This is a genomic window from Acinetobacter pittii (genome assembly GCF_034067285.1).
GTDB classification, from domain to species: domain Bacteria; phylum Pseudomonadota; class Gammaproteobacteria; order Pseudomonadales; family Moraxellaceae; genus Acinetobacter; species Acinetobacter pittii_E.
Genome location: NZ_CP139286.1, coordinates 2,897,858 through 2,917,757, shown reverse-complemented (window position 1 = coordinate 2,917,757; position 19,900 = coordinate 2,897,858). Strand labels below are relative to the sequence as shown.

Here is a 19,900-nt window from a genome sequence, read left to right as displayed (position 1 = left end):
AATTTTGTCTTACAATTACCTTTTGCCTTGTAACAGGATATCTATTAATCTGAGATGACTATATTGTGAGGTCATTCAATGATTTCATGGCTTTTTATTGGCTTAGTAGCCACAATTTTACTTACTCCTGGTCCAACCAATACACTACTCGCTTCTTCGGGCGTGCAAGTAGGTTTAAGGAAGTCAGTAAAACTTATTCCAGCAGAAGTTTTGGGTTATGTGATCTCTATTTCTGCGTGGGGAATGTTGATTGGAAAAGTGTCTAGCACACTGCCAATGCTGCCGCCTATTCTAAAGCTATTGAGTGCTTGTTATATTATTTTCTTAGCCATTAAGTTATGGCACACGGCAAATCAAGAAGTTGAATTAAATCAGCCTACGATTCGTGCTCGTGAATTATTCTGTGCAACTTTATTAAACCCAAAAGCCTTACTCTTTGCTTCAGCTATTTTTCCGGTAGCTGCATGGAGTAATTTTCATATTTATTTAATTCATATGATGGCTTACTTAGCACTTATTACCCCAATTGCATTGTTCTGGATTTTTTTGGGATCGGTTTTAGCATCTAAGAAAGTGGGTTGGTTAAATCAAACTAATTTACAAAGAACGGCCTCTCTTGTTTTGGTCAGCTTTTCAATTCCAATTAGTTATTCTGCTTTACTGAACCTTTAAATGTACAGCTGAGCTATTCTTATCGAGAAGAGTAGCTCAAGCGTTGTTTTCATAATTGCTTTTTTACGTTAAAGTACGTCGCAATCAATGAAATTACCTTTTGGATAGAAAATACATGGCTATTAAGTCTGATCGTTGGATTCGCGAGATGAGCGAAAAACACGGCATGATTGAACCTTATGCAGAGAATCAAGTCCGTTTTGATGAAAATGGTGAAAAGTTGATTTCCTACGGGGTCTCTAGCTATGGTTATGATGTACGCTGTGCCCGTGAATTTAAGGTTTTTACAAACGTACATTCTGCAATTGTCGATCCAAAAAATTTCGATGACAAAAGTTTTATCGATATTGAATCTGACGTTTGTATTATTCCACCAAACTCATTTGCTCTAGCGCGTACAATTGAATATTTCCGTATTCCTCGCAACGTGTTGACTGTTTGTTTAGGCAAGTCGACCTATGCTCGCTGCGGTATTATTGTAAATGTGACTCCCTTAGAACCTGAATGGGAAGGTCACGTTACTTTAGAATTCTCAAATACGACTAATTTACCTGCACGTATTTATGCAGGGGAAGGCGTAGCGCAAATGCTATTCTTTGAAAGTGATGAAGTATGTGAAACCTCTTATAAAGACCGTGGTGGTAAATACCAAGGTCAAACAGGTGTTACTCTTCCTAAAACATAATTTTCTTAGCTGAATAATAGTTTTGATAATGATGGGTCACTGAGGTGGCCCAATTTTATACATAAAATTTTTATGAGAAGCGTTTATCGGAATTATGATAAACGACAGTTTTCTTTTGTAAAAAATGATATAAAATGATCAATGATTGATTTGTTTTTTGCTCTGTATCACAGAATTTAAAAGCAAATAGAGTAGATATAGGCACTCTTTGATAATGTTTAGTTAAATACATGATCAAATGTAGATAGGCCAAATAAAAAGAAATTAAACAGGATTATGCCCCCACGGATACGGAGGTCGGCCATGCGACAGTTTACGTCTCTTCGAGTAGCACTCTTAACACTCGGAAGCTTATGCTTTTCTTCAGCTTATGCTGCTTCGACATTAGTTCCTATGTCAGATTCGGAACTATCAGCAACTCGGGGCCAAGCCTTGATGAGTATGTCTTATATTGCACCTAATGATTCTGCAAATCTGGAAAAATTGCGTGATAGCAATAGTAATGTAGGATTTTATAAATTAGGTTTAGAGGCCGAGTTAGAAATTAATGCCAATATTCGTAAACTACAGTTAGGTTGTGGTGGGGTAAATGGTGCAGGCGGCTGTGATATTGATTTTGATAATGTTAGTTTAAGTGGTATAGCAGATACACGCGAGGGCCGGGTGGCAAGCGATGCTAAACTGACAAATCCTTTTTTCGAATTGGCAATAAAAAACCCAAATAGTGCATCAACTCGTGAAGTAGCTGGTATTCGCTTGAGTGCTGAAGCAGTTGAGGGGCTTTTAACTATTGGTTCAGAAAACTCAGCTACACCAAATGGTATTAATAGTTTAAGTGGTTATATGGTAGTAGCACCCCAAGTTGGTGCGGCGACTGTTGAGGCTGCACGCATTACCCAAACAGGTAGTCCTGCTTGTGGCGTCTATCCATCTCCTGCGGGTTGTGGTGTTAATCAGGCAATTACAGGTAAAGCTAGAGGTGAAATTGCATTGGGAGCAGGATTTAATCTTGATTTCCAGACTAAATCTTATGATATAACACTGTCTCCTACACAAAAAGCACAGTTATCATTACCACAATCAATCGTATCCGGACAACGGATGAGCAGTGTAAATTTATTAGCCTCTGCTATAGTCAATGGGATTGACTTGTCGGGTACATTGGCAGCTGATGTTGATATCCTTGGGGGAATTACGTTAAATGGTAATCTTCGCGGGACCATTAATAATTTACCTGTAACAGTGCCGTTGTTAGAAAATTTAGGTTATATCCATAAAATTAATTTGAGTGGTAGTCCATTATCATTATCGATGCAGGGACAGGATATACGTTGGCCTGGAACAGTATCAACAGCAATGCGTGGTTGGTGGCTAGAGTTATCAAATCCAATAGATATTGGTCGAATTGACCCGACTAATAGTGTCGTTATTAAAACAGATACTATTAGAGATGCCCTTACTGAGGTGAGCAAAGAATTAACCCAGAATCCATTAAACTGTGGTTTCTTGGCTGTAAATTGTATTGGTGGTGATTTTAATGTTGGGACAAGGGATTTATCAAACGCGAGACCAGCAGTACTAGAATTACAGAATTTACAATTGGCTAACCAGTCTTTTGCTCCAAACTGCTACGGAAGTTTAAAGTTCTGCTAAGTATGAATGTGTAGTTTAAATTTTGCATTCATCGGAAAAGTAAGTTTTTAAGCTCTTTTTTTTGCATTCGTGCAAATATTGCGCATAATGGAAATGTGGAAGGGTTGGCAATATCTATTTAGATTTGCCTTCTAGTCTAGGGGGAAAAGGAAAAATTCACCTAGCATCAAGGATTGTTAAAGAAAAATAAATATGGTGCGCGGCATCGTATAAACAGGAAGGTCAAGATGACTACACTTAATTATACGGTAAGGTTTCAAAAAACCGTTTTGGCAAGTTTAATCGGGCTTTGTATAAGCCAGCCAAGTTTTGCTCTTGAAGAACTTTCTGATGCAGGTTTAAGTGAAACCACTGGTGAAGGTATCGCTATTTTGCCTCAAAATACTTATATGGTATTTCGTGGAGCTGGAGCGAATGAAACTACAAACCAAATTTTAACCGACCGCACTAAAGATACGGGTTATATCAATTATGTACCTGTAGGTCCATTAAGTATGACTTCGGCAGACACCAATAAAAACGGTTCGGTTGATTCAGGTGACCGTGCAGTGGGTAAAGCTGATATTTATCTTTATGGCTTAGCTCTTTCTAAATCTGATAATAATACTAACACCCGTATTGCCTCTACTGATGCGGCTGCCGCAATTTCAAGTTGGGGTACAGCTGTTAACCCTTGGATATTTAAAGTTGCCACTGAAAATTCAGTGCCGAATTTTAGTGCAAATAACTGTACAGGTGCGACTGATCCTACTTGTCAATTAACCTATCTAGCTTTGGAAGCGCCTTTATATGAGATTGGAACAAAAGATACGGCGGGTATAGATGCTTATAAGTTGAAGCTAGGTCTATGGTCCGATATCTTCGTTCGAAATCCGAATAAAATAAATGGGGCAGCAGATCAATTTAATTATGGCGACTCAAATGGTTTAATTGGTACAAGTACTGATGCAACACGGGCAAATCGTCTTCGTCTACAGGGGATTTGGAATAATTTTAGTCTAAATGGTAGTCGTTTACAGGTATTTCAAACTTTAGGTGGAGCCACAACTAGTGGAGGCATGAGCCCTTTTTATAATAATACTTTGGGGATTGCTGGAGTTATACGTTTGAATAGCGGGGACAGCAAGGATGTTAAGGCTATTACTACGAGTTCTCTAACAGAGGGATCTACTACTTCTCCGTGGACTCTTATTCATGCAGGCGCCAATTCAACATTAAGTACAAGCACAACAGGTGATTGTAATAATGGCGGAACAGGAAGTTTTGGTACCTCAGCGGGATGTCGGTATTATGTAGAAAAACGTACACGTACAGATAGTAAAACCGCCACAAAAACATGGGATGCTTCAGGTTTATCGAATGCTGGAGTTTTACGTTTGAGTACACGTGAAACGAGCGATAGTGGAAATCTTATTACACCTGCAATTAATGGTGGCGTAGCACCTACTTTTGATGCTAACGAGGGTGTTTACCTTTATAACCCAAATATTAATCTTGTATTAGGTACTTTATATCAGCCTTTGATTTTAGGTTCTGATGGTAAAAACTTTAGTTTAGAAATTGCCCGTATTGCGAATAAGCCAGAAATTTATAAACAAATTTATACGGACTATAGCGGTGCGGATACTTCTTATAAAGGCTCAACTTGTAATGTTTATCAATGTGGTAACCAACTAACTTTAGGCGGTAAAAATTACCAAGGCTATAATGCGACACACAGTAGTATTACCATTGGTACTGCCTTTAGTGAGGATGGTGGAAAAACTCTAAGAGCTTCAACAGATGAAGGAGCAGTGGGTATTTCGTTTGGTAAGTTAAATTCTGGGACGGTTTCAAGAACAACTTCTTCAAATCAGATGACTGAAGTACATTATAAACAACGTGGAGTAAATACTCAGACGTGGGTTCAGTCTTATAGTTGTACTCTATTTATTTGTGGTGCTGGTACAACAGGATATTTATATCAGTGGGAATATAATAATGGTTCTACACCTTGGGCAATTTTAGCTCCAACAACAAAGCCTGCTGATGCTACATGCTCTACAACTATTGGTTGTAGTAGCACTTCTGGAACTACGCCTATGTATGGTTCAGTAGCAAACCGTGTTTGGGCAAACTCTTCAGCTGTTTGGTTAACCGCAGCAAATAACGAAGTAAATAATTTAATTAGCGCTAATAATGGAATGACAGGTACAACTTTTCCAACATTAAATCAGGCGCCAACTCCTGTTATAAATTCTAGCCCAATAAATAATTTAGGTTCAGCTGTTATTGATGGTGTATTAATTCAACACCTTAAATTAACAACTAAAGGCCTATAAGAGGAGGAGCGTAATATGAAAAAAATAAGTACCTTAATCCTCGCTCTTTGTGCAACTGTCACTCATGCAGAGCTACAAACTTTAGATAATGAAGCATTACAGGCCATAAATGGCCAAGCAGGTGCTGATTTGTCTTTAATGCTTAATTTAAACCAGACATCTAACGGTATATTTGACAATGGTAGTGGTGGTGTCTGTGAGAATGTAGAGTTCTGTCATATTGGGTTGGCAATTAACAAACGTTTTGTACAGGCAGATCCGTCGAAACCAAGTGGTTGGGCTGAAAATAGTGATAGTGGCAATAAACTTTGGCTTGTATTTAAAGGTGTACAAGGTACTTTAAATATTCAAAAAATGGGTTTGGATGGTGCTGATTTAAAGTATTTGGATAAAAACAATACTGAAATGATTAAGCCTGCTATTCAACTGAGTTTTAGTGCAGCACAGCCAATTTTAATTCGTAACTTTGGTTTTAATGCCTTATCAATTGAGCAAGATAACTTTACCAGCTCAACAACAGCGCAAGGGTCGAGCGCAAATATGTATGATTATGCATATTTCAAAAAGCCAACTTATGCAGCGACTGCTAATAGTGCGAACCAGCAAGTTGCTACAGCGACACCATCGGCATATGACCATGGACGTGAAACTGGTTTTATGGGCTTGATGATGAATGGGAACTTGGCTATTCAAGGAAAAGTCATGGTCTTTAGCTGTGATGGCAGCCATCCTCGTTGTTAAGGTTAATGTAGATTTCAAAGGAACTGAAGTGATGAAAAAAAATAAAGAAAATCACAGCTCAAAGTTTATTTTAAACGCATTAACAACCAGCATGTTGTTAGTGAGCGGACATGTTTTTGCTTTAGAAGCTTTAACAGATGCTGATTTGAGTGCTGTTAATGGACAAGATGGAATTTCGATTCAAACGACGTTCAATGAAATCAATATTGATAATGCTTACTGGGATGATCATGCAGGTACATCTAGCAGTGCTGATCAGGTCTTAAGAGCACAAGCAGGCGGGATAAAAGTTCAAAAAAGTAATGCATCTAGTCAACCTTTAAGTACAAATTATCGGTTAGATGTTGGGAGCAATCCAACTACGGGTAAAACTGGACTCGACTTTTCTATGCAAAGCAGTCCATCACTCATTACTGTAAATAGTTTTAAAGTATGTAATAACTCTGCTACTTGCTCACCGACAATGGGGCAGTTGGCTATTCAAACGACTTCTCCACTAAATTTGGCACTTACCACCCAAGATGGTCTATTTAATACAAATAGTCAGTCAAGCATGACGCTCGGTATTAATAATGCCAATATTTATTTAGGGCAAGTGGATGCGCGCAGCCAGTTAAATCAATTAATTTTAAGAAATTTTAACTTTAATTTTGTTGGTAAAGGGGCAATGTTGATTGACCCAACTCGTGGCGTAGTTTTACAGACAAATACTGGAACTAACGTCGCTAGCGTAGGGCAAACGCCGAATAGTACCTATGGCTATGTTGATTTTAACCGTGTAGCAGATTCAGCTTCTGGTTTAACTGCAGGTACATATGTAGATAGCAGTGGGAAAGTAACTAATTCAGGCCTGAATATTGAGGTCATGCTAAGTTCCAATGTCGATAAAACAAATCCTTATGCTTTAGATGCAACCAATAGTCCACAAAATGCGAAAGGTTTGATTCGTTTAGGTGCTAGCGGACGTATGGTAAATAGTTATTTACAAGTCCGTGGTATGGATGGTACTTCAAATACAACAATATTAGGTACGGCAAATACCGCTTCAGGTACCAGTTCAAGTAATAGCATTTTAGGTAATTCTGGAATTGCCTTTCGTATGAAAGGTGAGTTCACTAAAGATAATGACTCAATGCTAGGTTCAGATGGTAAAGCAACCACGTTAGAAATAGGTGGAGCAGGTCTGAATGCTTATGGTTTCGAATTTGGTAATTTAACAGGTCTTAACTCAGCTACTCGCGGATATTTCGACAGCGGAAATATTTATTTAAATCTCGCTGATACAAAAACATTATTAATGCCAAACAACGCGACTTTAAATGCAATTCGTTTAGGATCAAGCACTTTAACGACAGCTGCTGATTATCAGCATAATATTCACCGTGATACGGTGACTAATCCATTTAGTTTAATTCTTGCGATGCGTGGAGCTGAGTTTCAGGCATTTTCAAGACGCGGTCGTTTTACGACAAGTGCAAATGTCGCGGCTGCCAATCAGTTTGCAGACAATGGTGCAAATAACCAGTGGGGCTTAGCCTTACCTTTTTATAACTTAAATGCTAATGCTGCTGTATATGGTTTAGATGCACCTGCAAATAGTGCTTATTACTATACCAAAGATGCAAATGGTAAGCCTGTTCGAAATGTTGTGGCGACCTCTGGAACGACTTCGCGTTTAGGTATCGGTATTGCTGCTGGAACTACGGGACGTGATGCGACTGGAACCAAAACAACCTCAATTTTATTAATTGATGGTTCTCCAAATGCTAATAATGGCGGTAGTCCTACTGATTATTACATGGGATTACGTAATATCGATATGTTCGTTAAAGGCAATGGAAGTATCGGTTTGGAAAATGGCAGTCTCAATATTAGTTTAAAAGAGATGCTACTTGCTTTATCAACAGAAATTGCAGCAGGTTATTTACCGGGAGCTAAATATAAAACTTGTCCAGCGACAGGTTCCTGTACTTCACCTATTGATAATTTTGCCAAAAATAATGATGTCTTATTTGGTTTAAAACTACGCTTAGGTGGTGATCTTAACTTATCGATTGTGCCAAATAGTTCAATTGCAGATGGTAGTGCTTTAACTGTACTGGGTGATTTTACAATGCCTGCGACCGCAACTGGAAATACGGTTCAAATTAGTGATCCGATTGATGGTTCTGCAATTGGCTTTGATAATATTACCGGAAAGCTAGCGTTTAATACTGCTTTGGTTGTGGGTAAAGATACAGCAAGTGGTTTAGGTAAAGTTGGCGTAAATACGGCGGTTTATTTTAACCCTGATAAGAGTATTGATGGCGCATTACGTGTTAAAGATATTAATTTCTATCCGCCTTCAACAGGAGCTGGAGCGCGTTTAGGTGAGCTTGCAATTACTGGTGGACGTTTAAATAGTAGCTTTAGTATTGTGCCTAGAAATGGCGCCTTTAACTAATTCAAGTAAGCAGCTTTAATTGCTGCTTTTGTATATAAATTTTATTTTAGTGTGATTGGATTTGCATTCGTCGGGTTATAGGGATAATTGCTTTGTAGTGGAATATTATTCTGATAGTCTGAACAAATAATAAACGTTTGTCTCTTAAGGATTAGAGCGACATGAAGAATAAAAATATAGGGTTCTGGCTGCTACTTGCCAGTAGTTCAAGTGTTTTTGCAATGCAGCCTTTGGATGACCAAAGCCTTGCAGCAGCGACGGGCCAAAATGGTTTAAACTTAGGTATTCAAGCTGATAGTGTTAAATTTAATCAAGTCGCGCTCATTGATACTAATGGTATTGCTTCAACGTCTTATAACAGTAAGGCTGGTTTTGTCATTGCCGGAAACTCTACTAATCCGGTTCCTGGTATAGAGTTTATTAAAGCTGCCGTATCTGGTAATCCTTCTTTTAATATTGCAATCGATGCCGACGCGGGTGGTGGGAATCCGTTTTTAAATTTAGCTATATCGATGGGGAATGATGTAAACGGTATTCGACTTTTACCTTTCTCAGTTTATTTGGCTCCAAGCGCATCTTTATCTAGTCCATCCGATTACGCACTAACGAGCTATGCACCCAAATCAATATTTAGTTCGGGAACGACAGTGAATACGGGTGTAAAAGAAATTATTCGTTCTAGTGGAAATTTGGATATTAACTTTGTATCAACCAATAAACCCCGTTTAAATATTCAACTTGGCCATGCTGCGCAGTCCGTCATGGTTAAATTTGGTGGGGCAATTCAATCTATTTGTTCTGCTACCGCGGGTTGTCCAATTACTTTAGTGTCCGATAATACAGGTGCAACATTTGGATTTAAATTTGCAGGAACAAATACCTCAACCGGTTTTGTGTTAGATGGTTTTTATGCAGGTGTTGATTCGACTGGATTAACTTTTGGAAATACAGGCGCATCTAGTAAATTTGATGCTTCACTTAACAATGTCACTTTAGGAAATATAGGGAGCCAAAATACAACAACGTTTAATAATTTACCTAATGGCTCAATGGGGAGTTTTGGTGTCACTGGCGTTTCTGTAACTGACTTTAAAATGAAAGTAAGCGGCTTTTAAAAAAGAAAAATAGCTTAACCTGAAATACGAGAGGGCGACTATGAAAATAATCGCCCTCTTTTTTATGGCTATACCGAGTTAAATATTGTCTGATCTGGTGTGTTCTAATTGTTGAACAATTTCCTCTAAAGCTTTAATACGTTTCACTTGGTCCCATAATTCTTTTGCTTGTGGATAAGCTTTGGTCATCATACCTAACCATTGCTTATAACGACCTACCATTCCAATTTCTGTTTTTGCCTGACCGTTTAAAAATCGAATTTGTAAGTCAACGAGTTGTTCCCAAGTAAATAGTGCTTCATCCATATTTTGGCGAATACATTGGGTTAAATCTGGAGTAGTCACCGCACCACGGCCAATCATGAGGTCTTCACACCCAGATTGTTGCTGGCAAGCCCTAGCATCAGCATTGGTCCAGATTTCACCGTTAGCAATGACATTAATTTTCAAAGCTTCTTTAATAGGCAGAATTTTTTCCCAATAAGCGGGTGGCGTATAGCCATCTGCTTTAGTTCGAGCGTGTACGGTTAACCAGCTTGCACCGGCATCTTCAACCGCATGAGCATTTTCCATGGTGTGGTTTTCATCGAGATAACCTAAACGCATTTTTGCTGAAACAGGGATGTGCGCAGGTACTGCATCTCGAACAGCTTTAATGAGCAGATGTACTACATCTGGTTCATCAAGAAGTACTGAACCACCGCGATGTCGATTAACGGTTTTTGCAGGACAACCGAAATTAAGGTCGATTGCGGGTGCACCTAGTTCAACGACTTTTGCTGCATTTGCTGCCAGCATATCTGGGTTGTTCCCTAAGAACTGAACATGAACAGGTGTACCAGCTGCTGTTTTACCGTCATTTTTTAATTCTGGGCAAAAACTATAGTAAATATGGTCTGGCAAAATACTGTCTGTAACGCGAATAAACTCGGTCACACACCAGTCGAAATCACCAACAGATGTGAGTGTATCCCGCATGATCGGGTCAGTTAAACCTTCCATTGGAGCGAGTATGAGTTTCACAGTCTGTGTCACCTGAGTAAAACGAAAACAGCGTTATACGGGATATGTATAACGCTGTCTAGTATCGATTAAATTTTAATTTATCTAGCGACCCAAGATCATCTCAAGTACAAATTTACTACCGATAAATCCAATCGCCAAAAGCACGAAACCGATTAAAGTAAAGCGAATCGCTTTTTGACCTCGCCATCCGAGTTTGTAATGGCCGATCAATAATGAGCCATAGATAAACCAAGAAATAATACTAAATACGGTTTTATGAGCGAGATGCTGAGCAAAGAAGCTATCAATTGTTAAAAAACCAAATGCAAGCGCAATCGTTAATAAAATGAAACCAGTAATAATCAGATCAAATAGTAAAGATTCCATCGCCTGAATCGGCGGGAGTAAATTGACCCAGAAACGTTTTTTTTGTTTCTTTTTGAGTTCACGATTTTGGAACCATATTAAAATCGCATGTATGGTTGCCATCAGTAAAACTGCATAGGCCGAAAGTGAAAGAATAATATGAGTATCAAGACCTAGCGAATGTTGCTCAATAAATTGATCTGGTCGGCTAAAGGCGAAACCTAAAATAAGACCAATGGCCGCTACAGGAATGCCTAATAAATTTAACGGTACAATCGGACGAAAAGTACTAAAAATTAAACTTAACAACAACATAAGCCATGATGTAAAAGATACTAAATTAAAGACATCATAGTTAATTCCAGCTGGAGTCAGCATGCCATGGCATAAAACTGTACCGTGCAGTAGCAGTGCCAATGTTACGACAAATGCAAATAACCATGGGTTTGGTTCACGTTTTGACATTAAACGAATAAACAGATACCAGAAAGAAGTGGTATATGCGATGAGTGCCAAAATTGTGTAAACCAAGGGGAGGCTAATCATGTCAAACCTTTTTCAGGATTAATTCATCTATATAAGATATAAATTCGCTGCGAACTAAAGTATCCTATAGCATTCTATGCATAAATTTTCTATTTCGAGAAAGATTTTTTTGCAACTAGCCATTTTAAGCGGATTTTGCAATGTTTGATACCTTAACAGAACGACTCACACAGAGTTTAAGAAATGTTACTGGCTCAGGGCAGCTGACCGAAGACAATATTAAAGATACCTTACGTGAAGTACGTATGGCACTTCTTGAAGCCGATGTCGCGTTACCTGTAACTCGTGAATTTATCGCGAAAGTTAAGGAAGAGGCATTGGGCCAAGAAGTGATGACTCAGTTATCACCAGGCCAGGCATTTGTAAAAATTGTTTATGATGAACTCACCAAGATGATGGGTGAGGCGAATGAAACACTTGATTTAAGTGCGAAACCTCCTGTTGTAGTGTTACTTGCTGGTTTACAAGGTGCAGGTAAAACAACAACTGCTGCCAAGTTGGCACGTTTCTTAAAAGAACGTCAAAAGAAAAAAGTAATGACTGTTTCTGCCGACGTTTACCGTCCGGCAGCAATTAAACAGTTAGAAACTGTTTCAAATGAAGTTGGCGCAGGCTTTATTCCTTCAGATCCTTCTGAAAAGCCAATCGATATCGTTAATCGTGCAATTGAACAGGCAAAAATCCAGTTTGCTGATGTGTTGATTGTCGATACGGCAGGTCGTTTGCATGTCGATGAAGACATGATGGACGAAATTAAAGAATTGCATGCAGCAGTTAAGCCGACTGAAACCTTGTTTGTGGTTGATGCCATGACAGGTCAGGATGCTGCAAATACAGCAAAAGCATTCAATGATGCTTTAGCACTTACAGGTGTAATTCTTACTAAAACTGATGGTGATGCACGTGGTGGTGCTGCGCTTTCTGTGCGTGCCATTACTGGTAAGCCAATCAAGTTCTTAGGTATGGGGGAGAAGCTTGATGCTTTAGAACCATTCCATCCTGACCGTGTTGCTCAACGTATTTTAGGTATGGGTGACGTACTTTCTTTAGTCGAAGAAGTTGAACGCAAAATCGACAAAGAAAAAGCCGAAAAAATGGCGAAAAAATTGCAAAAAGGCGGTAGCTTCAACTTTGAAGATATGCTGATGCAATTTGAGCAAATGAAAAAAATGGGCGGCATGATGGGCTTCTTAGATAAGTTGCCTGGCATGAGCGGTGCAGGAATTCAACAAGCGATTGAGCAAGCGAACCCTGAAAAACAAGTCAAGAAGATGGAAGCTATTATCCAGTCAATGACTGTTAAAGAGCGCCGTAATCCGGACCTAATGAACCCAAGTCGTAAAAAACGTATTGCGGCAGGTTGCGGTATGGATGTTGCTGAAGTGAACAAACTTATTAAGCAACAAGCGCAAATGGCTAAAATGATGAAGAAATTTGCGAATCCATCTGGTATGAGCAAAATGATGCGTTCATTAGGCAATATGCAAAAGCAATTCGGCGGCGGTGGCGGCGGAATGGGACCACTCTTTGGTAACAATGACCAAAAGAAATAAATCCATAAAATAAAAGGCGCATATAGCGCCTTTTATTTTTTTCTGTATTTTAGTCTTTAGGGTAATGGGCAATATATTGCTGTAATCCTTTGAGCAAAAGATCGGTTTCTACAGCAGGATCATATTTTTGTAAGAACTTGGCAAAAAGAGGAGCATCGCCACCAGTCAGCAGCAGCTTTTTAGGAGATTGCTGCATAATATTTTCGATGGTACTAATGAGGCCTAATAAAATACCGTGGTGTACTGCATCAACGGTGTTATTGCCTGGGTTTAGGTTATCGAAAGCAGAGTCTGGAATTTTAATGCCTTTGGTATTTTGAATAAGAGCATCGCGCTGCAAATATAAATTAGGAAGGATGTAACCTCCTAAATGTTGTTTACCTTGCGTTAGGTCAATTGTGAGCGCTGTACCACATCCAATAATGCAATAATTTTCATCTGCTTGAGCTACAGCTAAGACTTGTAACCAGCGATCAATACCGAGCTGGCTTGGTACTTCATAACCACACTGTAAGCCTGCATATTCTGAATGAACTTTGGCAAAGATCACAGGAATTTCAAGCCATTTTAAAATCTGCTGAATACGTTGGTTGTTTTCAGTATCGAGTACCGATGAAATTCCAATTCGATGCAGACCTTGATGTTTAAAGTGTTGGATTAATCCCAGTAATAAATCGGCAGGAGACTGTAAATGTAGCTCGGCTGCATGCTCAATAGTTTGCTGATTTTCAGTAATCCAGTATTTTAGACGAGTGTTTCCGATATCAAGCCATAAACTTTTCATGGAGAAAACACCTATTTACTGAGTGGTCTGTGGTCTTAAACGACCTTGATAAAACTGCTGTGGTTCTGGTGTTTCAATAATTACCGCACCTTCATTGGAAATCCCCACAAAACGACCATGTACCAGTCCTTGACTATGTTCGAACTGAACTAACTGGTTGATCCATGCCGCATGATGGTTAAAACGTCCTGCCAAATTGTAGCAACCATGATCAAACCAGCGAGCAGCATTTTGAATTGCAACATAAAGCTCTGAAATTAACTCAAGACGACTCATTTGCTCTAAGCCTAAATCTTTTAGAGAGGTAATCGGTTGATCGCTATCTGTCACTGGTGGTGTTTTTAAATTAATGCCCACACCCACAATAGCCTGATGCTGAGAAAGCGGTTCAACTAAAATTCCACCCCATTTTCCATGCGTACTATATAAATCGTTTGGCCATTTCACTTGCAGGTTTAAAGGTTGTAACTGCGGTATTTGTAGAATATTTAGAGCAACTTCAAGTGCTAAGCGACCATCTAAGGGTGTTCGAGTTTGCACCAATGTGCTTAAATAAATGTTTCCTTCAGGTGAAATCCATTGCCGTTGATGTTGGCCTCGCCCTTGAGTTTGTTGAGCACTGCAAACCAAGCCTGTTGTAATGCCTTTTTGGGCAATTTCACGAATATCATCATTGGTCGAAGTTGTGGTTGCTTTTAATAAAACCACTTCTGGAAGCTGGTTTTTTGCGCTTAAAAGTTGTTGTAGTTGGCGAGTCTCTAAATCCATGTTGAATATGAGCAGAGTGGTAAAACATTTATGGAGTTAATCATATATTTACTCATTGGCGCAATTGCTGGTTTTACTGCCGGATTGTTTGGGGTGGGCGGTGGCCTAATTATTGTACCAATCCTCTATGTGGTTTTTACCCAGCTAAACTATGACCCCGCGGTAATCATGCATATTGCAGTTGGAACATCGCTTGCAACGATTATCGTGACGTCTTTTAGTTCTGTTTCGGCTCATCATAAAAAGGGTGCGGTACTTTGGCCTGTTTTTCGTAATTTAGCGCCTGGGTTAGTGATCGGCTCATTTTTAGGGGCAGGCATCGCCGACTTGATGTCTGGTCAGCATTTGCAACTTCTTATTGGTGTTTTTGCAGTTTTTATGGCTTATCGAATGTTTAAAGGAGCACATGTCGTTGTTGACCCAACACGTCAGCTTCCTTCAACACCCATGCAATTTATGGCGGGTGGTGGCATTGGCATTGCCTCTGCAATTTTTGGAATTGGGGGCGGAAGCTTAACTGTGCCATATTTAAATCGTCATGGCGTGGTAATGCAAAAAGCAGTTGCGACTTCTGCTGCTTGTGGTTTACCAATCGCAGTTGCAGGAGCGATTGGATTTATGTGGTTTGGTGCGAAAGAACAAATTTCAGTGCCTAATACGATCGGTTATGTACATATCTATGCTTTTATTGGCATTAGTATCATGAGTTTTGTCACAGCGAAGCTTGGAGCGAAGGTTGCTCATGCACTATCACCGCAAATGTTAAAAAAATGCTTTGCTTGTTTGCTAGTCGTGGTCGGCAGTTATTTTGTTTATAAAGGTATTATGCACTAGAAACTAACTTATTAGTTTTAGTAAGAAGATTATGTAATAGCTTGAATTTTTAGAAATTTGAGCTTTTTTTATTAATGAAATATAAGAATATTCGAAGCTTTTATTCATCTGATTTTAGTATTGTTTTTAAATGAGTTGGCTTAAAATGCAATGAAATTGTCAGACAATGACATAGTTTTTAATCGATGGGATCAGTTAAAAACAAGGATGCGAAAGAAAAGCATGGATTAATGCATATAAAAAGTAGCGGGTGATTTATGAATCTCGAAGAGACAGAAAGTCTTTCTGAGCAAATTGTCAAATATATTAGCGAACAGATTATTAGTGGCGAACTGGTTGAAGGCGAACGTATTCAAGAGCTTCGTATTGCCAAAGAACTTGACGTCAGCCGAGGGTCGGTTCGTGAAGCATTGTTATTATTAGAGCGTACTCATTTAATTGAGATATTTCCACGCCGCGGGGCAATTGTCTCAGAAATGTCTGCACAACAAGTTAAAGCACTGTTTGATACAAATATGATGATATTGGGGCATATCGTACAACGTATGAGTGAAACATGGCGTGCGCATGAAGCTGATCAATTGCAGCTATTGTTAGAACAACTTCTTGAGCATGTTAAAGCAGGGGATATCGAAAAATTTTATGATGGGGTCTTCCAATATTTAGCTGAACAGCAAGATATGGTCGGTAATCCTTATCTAATGAAGTTTTATAAAGAGCTATTGCCTTCATTACGTCGTAGTTATTTTTTGACCTTAAATACCTCTAAGCGTGAACTGCAAGAAGCATTTGCATTATTTAAACTCGTGACTGATGCAATTTTAATCCGAAAATCACAACAAGCCGCTTTATTTATGGAAGATTTTTGTCGACACTTACGTAACCTTGTGTTGGAATCGCTGACACGAATGAAACAGATTGAATTGGCCTGGGCAAGACGCTCACGCCGCTAGTTAGGGCATTATGCGTTTAAGCAGTTTAAAACTTTCCGGCTTTAAATCTTTTGCAGATAGTACAACTTTAAATTTTAAGGCGAACCGCACAGCAGTGGTTGGCCCAAACGGTTGTGGCAAATCCAATGTAATCGATGCGATCCGCTGGGTGATGGGTGAATCAAATGCCCGTCAACTCCGTGGTGGTAGCATGCAAGATGTTATTTTTACAGGAACATCCAAGCGCAAACCCGTTGGTGTGGCCAGTGTTGAGCTACGCTTTGATAATACCTATGGTAAATTGGGCGGGTCTTATAATGCTTATAATGAATTAGCCGTTCGCCGTCAGGTTACTCGTGAAGGAAAGTCCGAATATTTCTTAAATGGTACTCGTTGCCGCCGTCGTGATATTACCGATATTTTCTTAGGAACAGGCTTAGGGCCGCGTTCTTATGCGGTGATTGAACAAGGCATGATTAACCGTTTGGTTGACGCCAAGCCAGAAGAAATGCGTGTTTTTATTGAAGAGGCGGCAGGTGTTTCACGCTATCAAGCGCGTCGACGCGAAACATTGCAACATCTTGAACATACCGAGCAAAACCTTTCACGTTTAGAAGATATTGCGCTTGAGTTAAAATCGCAGCTTAAAACGCTTAAACGCCAGTCAGAAGCGGCAGTTCAATATAAAACGTTAGAAAGCCAGATTCGTACTCTAAAAATTGAAATTTTGTCTTTTCAGGCAGATAAAAGTGTACGCCTACAAGAAGAATATACAGTTCAAATGAATGAACTGGGTGAAACCTTTAAATTAGTCCGCTCAGAATTAAGTACAATTGAACATGATTTAGAATCAACCAGTGCTTTATTTCAGCGACTTATTCAGCAATCTTCACCGCTACAACAAGAATGGCAACAAGCTGAAAAGAAACTGTCTGAACTGAAAATGACTCTAGAGCAAAAACAGAGTCTATACCAGCAAAATAGTATGACTCTCGTTCAGTTAGAGCAGCAAAAATTCCAAACTAAAGAACGTTTACAGCTTTCTGAATTGCAACTTGAAACACTGAATAGTCAGCTAGAAGAGCAAACCGAAGCTTTAACTGGAATTGAGCATACAGCTACTGAAGCTGAACAAAACTTTGCTAATTTACAATCTCAGCAAAAACAAGCACAACAACAGTTTGACCAAATCAAAGCTCAGGTTGAAAAACAACAGCAGCAAAAAATGCAGATGTCAGCTCAAATTGAGCAGTTGGGCAAAAATGTTCAGCGACTTGAGCAGCAAAAAGAAACATTGCAACATCAAGCAAGCCAAATTCAATCACACGTTCATGAAGATGAGCAGAGCGAGCTTGAGCAATTACAACAACAGTTATGTGGCGAAATAGCGACGCTTGAAACTGAAATTGAGCAACAATTGCTAAGTTTAGAGCAATCTCAACAGCAACATCAGTTAAGTAAAAATCAACAACAAACTCTGAAAACCGAAATTCAGGTTTTATTATCAGAGCAGAAAAATTTAAGTCAGCTGGTTGCAAAGCAAAGCCCAAAGCAACATCAAGATGCGCTACGTTTAATGCAGGCTCTACAGTTAACTGAGCAAGGTAAACCGCATGCGCAGATTGTTGAGAAGTTTTTAGCAAAATGGTTGCAGGCGCATATTGTTGAAACTGAACAAGCCTTTCAGGAAGGAATTGCTCGTCAGTTAAAACCTTCCGAGCAAATAAGTAAATTTAAGGGGAATTTGGCCTGTTTAAATGACTGGATTGCTTCGCCACAGCTATCAATATTTTCAAATGTAGCGATTGCACAAGATTTGGCTCATGCTTTGAATGAGCAAAAACAGCTGGAACATGGTCAATCTATTTTGACCTTAGATGGCTATCATGTTGGGCAGGATTGGGTGATTGCCCTTATGTATGATGACGAGAGTCAAAGTGCACAAGGTATACTGAGCCATCGTATTCGTTTAGATGAAATTGAACAAACTCTTGAAAAGCAACAACCTGAATTACAAGCATTAGATCAGATTGTAGTACAGCAAAAGGATGAGTTAGGGCAGTTACAGGCTGATGTGCAGCACAAACAGCAAGTGGTGAAACAAAAACAAAAAGACTTGCAACAGCTGGATGTACAAATTGCTAAACAACAAACCGCAGCCCAAGCATTTTTATTGCAAAAACAACAATTGAAAGATCAACTTGGTCAGTTAGACATGCAGCTTGAAGAAGATGCGATGCAAAAAGACGATCTTGAAATTGATTTGCATGCATTGGCAATCAAGCTCGAAACCATCTTACCTGACTATAAAACTTTGCAATTTCGGGTAGATGAGTTAACAGAGCAGTTAGAAGAACAGCAACAAGTTCTACAACATCAGCAGCAAGAACGTGAAATTTTACGCCGTAATAGTACGCAGACTTCTCAACAGATTGAGTTGCTTGAAAAAGATATCTCGTTCTTGCAGAGCCAATATCAGCAAATTACCGCTCAAATGGAACAAGCGAAAAAGTTTGTTGACCCTATTCAGTTAGAGTTACCAAACCTTGAGTCAGAATTTCAGCAGCAATTTGCTCAAACTGAAAAGTTGCAAAAGAACTGGAATGAGTGGCAGCTTGAACTCAATAGTGTGCAGGAAAAGCAACAAACACTGACAGATCAGCGTCATCAATATCAACAAAAAGATGAGCAGCTTAGAGAACAACTTGAACAGAAACGGTTAGCATGGCAAGCAGCTAAGTCAGACCGTGAACATTATCAAGAACAGCTTAAAGAACTAAATGCCGAGATTCAAAAGGGCTTACAAATAGATTTAACCGAGCATCAGCAAAAACTGGAAAAAGTACAGAAACAGTTTGAAAAAATCGGTGCGGTTAACCTTGCTGCTTCACAAGAATTTGAGGAAGTTTCTCTGCGTTTTGATGAGCTGAGCCACCAGATCCAAGATTTGGAAAATACGGTAACCCAACTAAAAGATGCGATGAAAAGCATTGATCAGGAAACCCGTAAGTTGTTTATGACAACTTTTGATCGAATTAATCAAGAGTTGCAAAATCTGTTTCCAAAGGTCTTTAATGGTGGAGAAGCGAGTTTAAGTCTTGAAGATGACTGGCAATCTGGTGTTAAACTGATGGCAAGACCACCGGGCAAAAAAAATAGTTCTCTAGCATTACTTTCCGGTGGAGAAAAGGCTCTAACAGCGTTAGCATTGGTATTTGCAATTTTTAGATTAAATCCGGCACCGTTTTGTGTATTAGATGAAGTGGACGCACCACTCGACGATGCGAATGTTCAGAGATATTGTAATTTGGTAAAAGAGCTTTCTGAACATGTACAATTCATTTACATTACACATAATAAGCTGGCGATGACCATGGCAACTGATTTGTTGGGTGTGACCATGCCTGAACCGGGTACATCAAAATTAGTCACTGTCGATTTAGAACAGGCAAAAGAATACGGGTTAGTTTCGGAGTCATAGA

15 protein-coding genes are annotated in these 19,900 nt (G+C 39.2%); 11 read left to right on the top strand and 4 right to left on the bottom strand.

Annotation, left to right across the window (positions count from 1 at the left end; all coding sequences use genetic code 11):
* Window positions 1–78: 78 nt before the first annotated feature.
* The 7 genes from SOI81_RS13760 (at window position 79) to SOI81_RS13730 (ending at window position 9,630) form a co-directional block, all read left to right on the top strand.
* The gene (locus tag SOI81_RS13760; RefSeq protein ID WP_016142072.1) at window positions 79–672 is read left to right on the top strand and encodes a LysE family translocator; all 594 of its coding nucleotides are present in this window, start codon (window positions 79–81) and stop codon (window positions 670–672) included.
* A 115-nt stretch (window positions 673–787) separates the two neighbouring features.
* A complete protein-coding gene (gene dcd, locus SOI81_RS13755; RefSeq protein WP_003653416.1) occupies window positions 788–1,357 on the top strand; it encodes a dCTP deaminase in 570 nt (189 codons plus the stop codon).
* Between the two features lie 303 nt (window positions 1,358–1,660).
* Window positions 1,661–3,010 (top strand): hypothetical protein, encoded by a 1,350-nt coding sequence (locus SOI81_RS13750; RefSeq protein WP_224993293.1) that lies wholly within the window; start codon window positions 1,661–1,663, stop codon window positions 3,008–3,010.
* 227 nt (window positions 3,011–3,237) lie between these two features.
* Window positions 3,238–5,331, top strand: coding sequence for a hypothetical protein (locus SOI81_RS13745; protein ID WP_320540914.1), 2,094 nt, complete (start codon window positions 3,238–3,240; stop codon window positions 5,329–5,331).
* Window positions 5,332–5,346: 15 nt separating this feature from the next.
* Complete coding sequence (locus SOI81_RS13740; RefSeq protein WP_224993289.1) at window positions 5,347–6,072, top strand: DUF6160 family protein; 726 nt, start codon at window positions 5,347–5,349, stop codon at window positions 6,070–6,072.
* Window positions 6,073–6,103: 31 nt separating this feature from the next.
* Window positions 6,104–8,515, top strand: a complete 2,412-nt coding sequence (locus SOI81_RS13735; protein ID WP_239975496.1) for a DUF6160 family protein — start codon at window positions 6,104–6,106, stop codon at window positions 8,513–8,515.
* 161 nt (window positions 8,516–8,676) lie between these two features.
* Entirely contained in the window at window positions 8,677–9,630 is a 954-nt protein-coding gene (locus tag SOI81_RS13730; RefSeq protein ID WP_239975497.1) for a DUF6160 family protein, read from the top strand.
* 78 nt (window positions 9,631–9,708) lie between these two features.
* Here SOI81_RS13730 and dusC read toward each other — a convergent pair whose 3' ends face one another.
* Together dusC and SOI81_RS13720 are read right to left on the bottom strand one after the other, a co-directional pair.
* On the bottom strand, window positions 9,709–10,653 hold the full coding sequence (gene dusC, locus SOI81_RS13725) for a tRNA dihydrouridine synthase (protein WP_016142066.1): 945 nt from the start codon (window positions 10,651–10,653) through the stop codon (window positions 9,709–9,711).
* 84 nt (window positions 10,654–10,737) lie between these two features.
* Window positions 10,738–11,547 (bottom strand): inner membrane protein YpjD, encoded by an 810-nt coding sequence (locus SOI81_RS13720; protein ID WP_016142065.1) that lies wholly within the window; start codon window positions 11,545–11,547, stop codon window positions 10,738–10,740.
* A gap of 140 nt (window positions 11,548–11,687) precedes the next feature.
* Here SOI81_RS13720 and ffh point away from each other — a divergent pair, with 140 nt between their 5' ends.
* Window positions 11,688–13,100, top strand: a complete 1,413-nt coding sequence (gene ffh / locus SOI81_RS13715; protein WP_016142064.1) for a signal recognition particle protein — start codon at window positions 11,688–11,690, stop codon at window positions 13,098–13,100.
* Window positions 13,101–13,149: 49 nt separating this feature from the next.
* Here the strand turns inward: ffh and coaX are convergent, their stop codons facing one another.
* Entirely contained in the window at window positions 13,150–13,884 is a 735-nt protein-coding gene (gene coaX, locus SOI81_RS13710) for a pantothenate kinase (RefSeq protein ID WP_239975498.1), read from the bottom strand.
* Window positions 13,885–13,899: 15 nt separating this feature from the next.
* A complete protein-coding gene (birA, locus tag SOI81_RS13705; protein ID WP_239975499.1) occupies window positions 13,900–14,652 on the bottom strand; it encodes a biotin--[acetyl-CoA-carboxylase] ligase in 753 nt (250 codons plus the stop codon).
* 30 nt (window positions 14,653–14,682) lie between these two features.
* Between birA and SOI81_RS13700 the strand changes: the two genes are divergently transcribed.
* The 3 genes from SOI81_RS13700 (at window position 14,683) to smc (ending at window position 19,899) form a co-directional block, all read left to right on the top strand.
* Window positions 14,683–15,486 (top strand): sulfite exporter TauE/SafE family protein, encoded by an 804-nt coding sequence (locus SOI81_RS13700; RefSeq protein ID WP_224993281.1) that lies wholly within the window; start codon window positions 14,683–14,685, stop codon window positions 15,484–15,486.
* Window positions 15,487–15,743: 257 nt separating this feature from the next.
* Window positions 15,744–16,439: a GntR family transcriptional regulator gene (locus SOI81_RS13695; RefSeq protein ID WP_016142060.1), complete on the top strand. Its 696-nt coding sequence runs from the start codon at window positions 15,744–15,746 to the stop codon at window positions 16,437–16,439.
* Between the two features lie 10 nt (window positions 16,440–16,449).
* On the top strand, window positions 16,450–19,899 hold the full coding sequence (smc, locus tag SOI81_RS13690; protein ID WP_239975500.1) for a chromosome segregation protein SMC: 3,450 nt from the start codon (window positions 16,450–16,452) through the stop codon (window positions 19,897–19,899).
* The last annotated feature ends 1 nt before the right edge of the window (window position 19,900 follow it).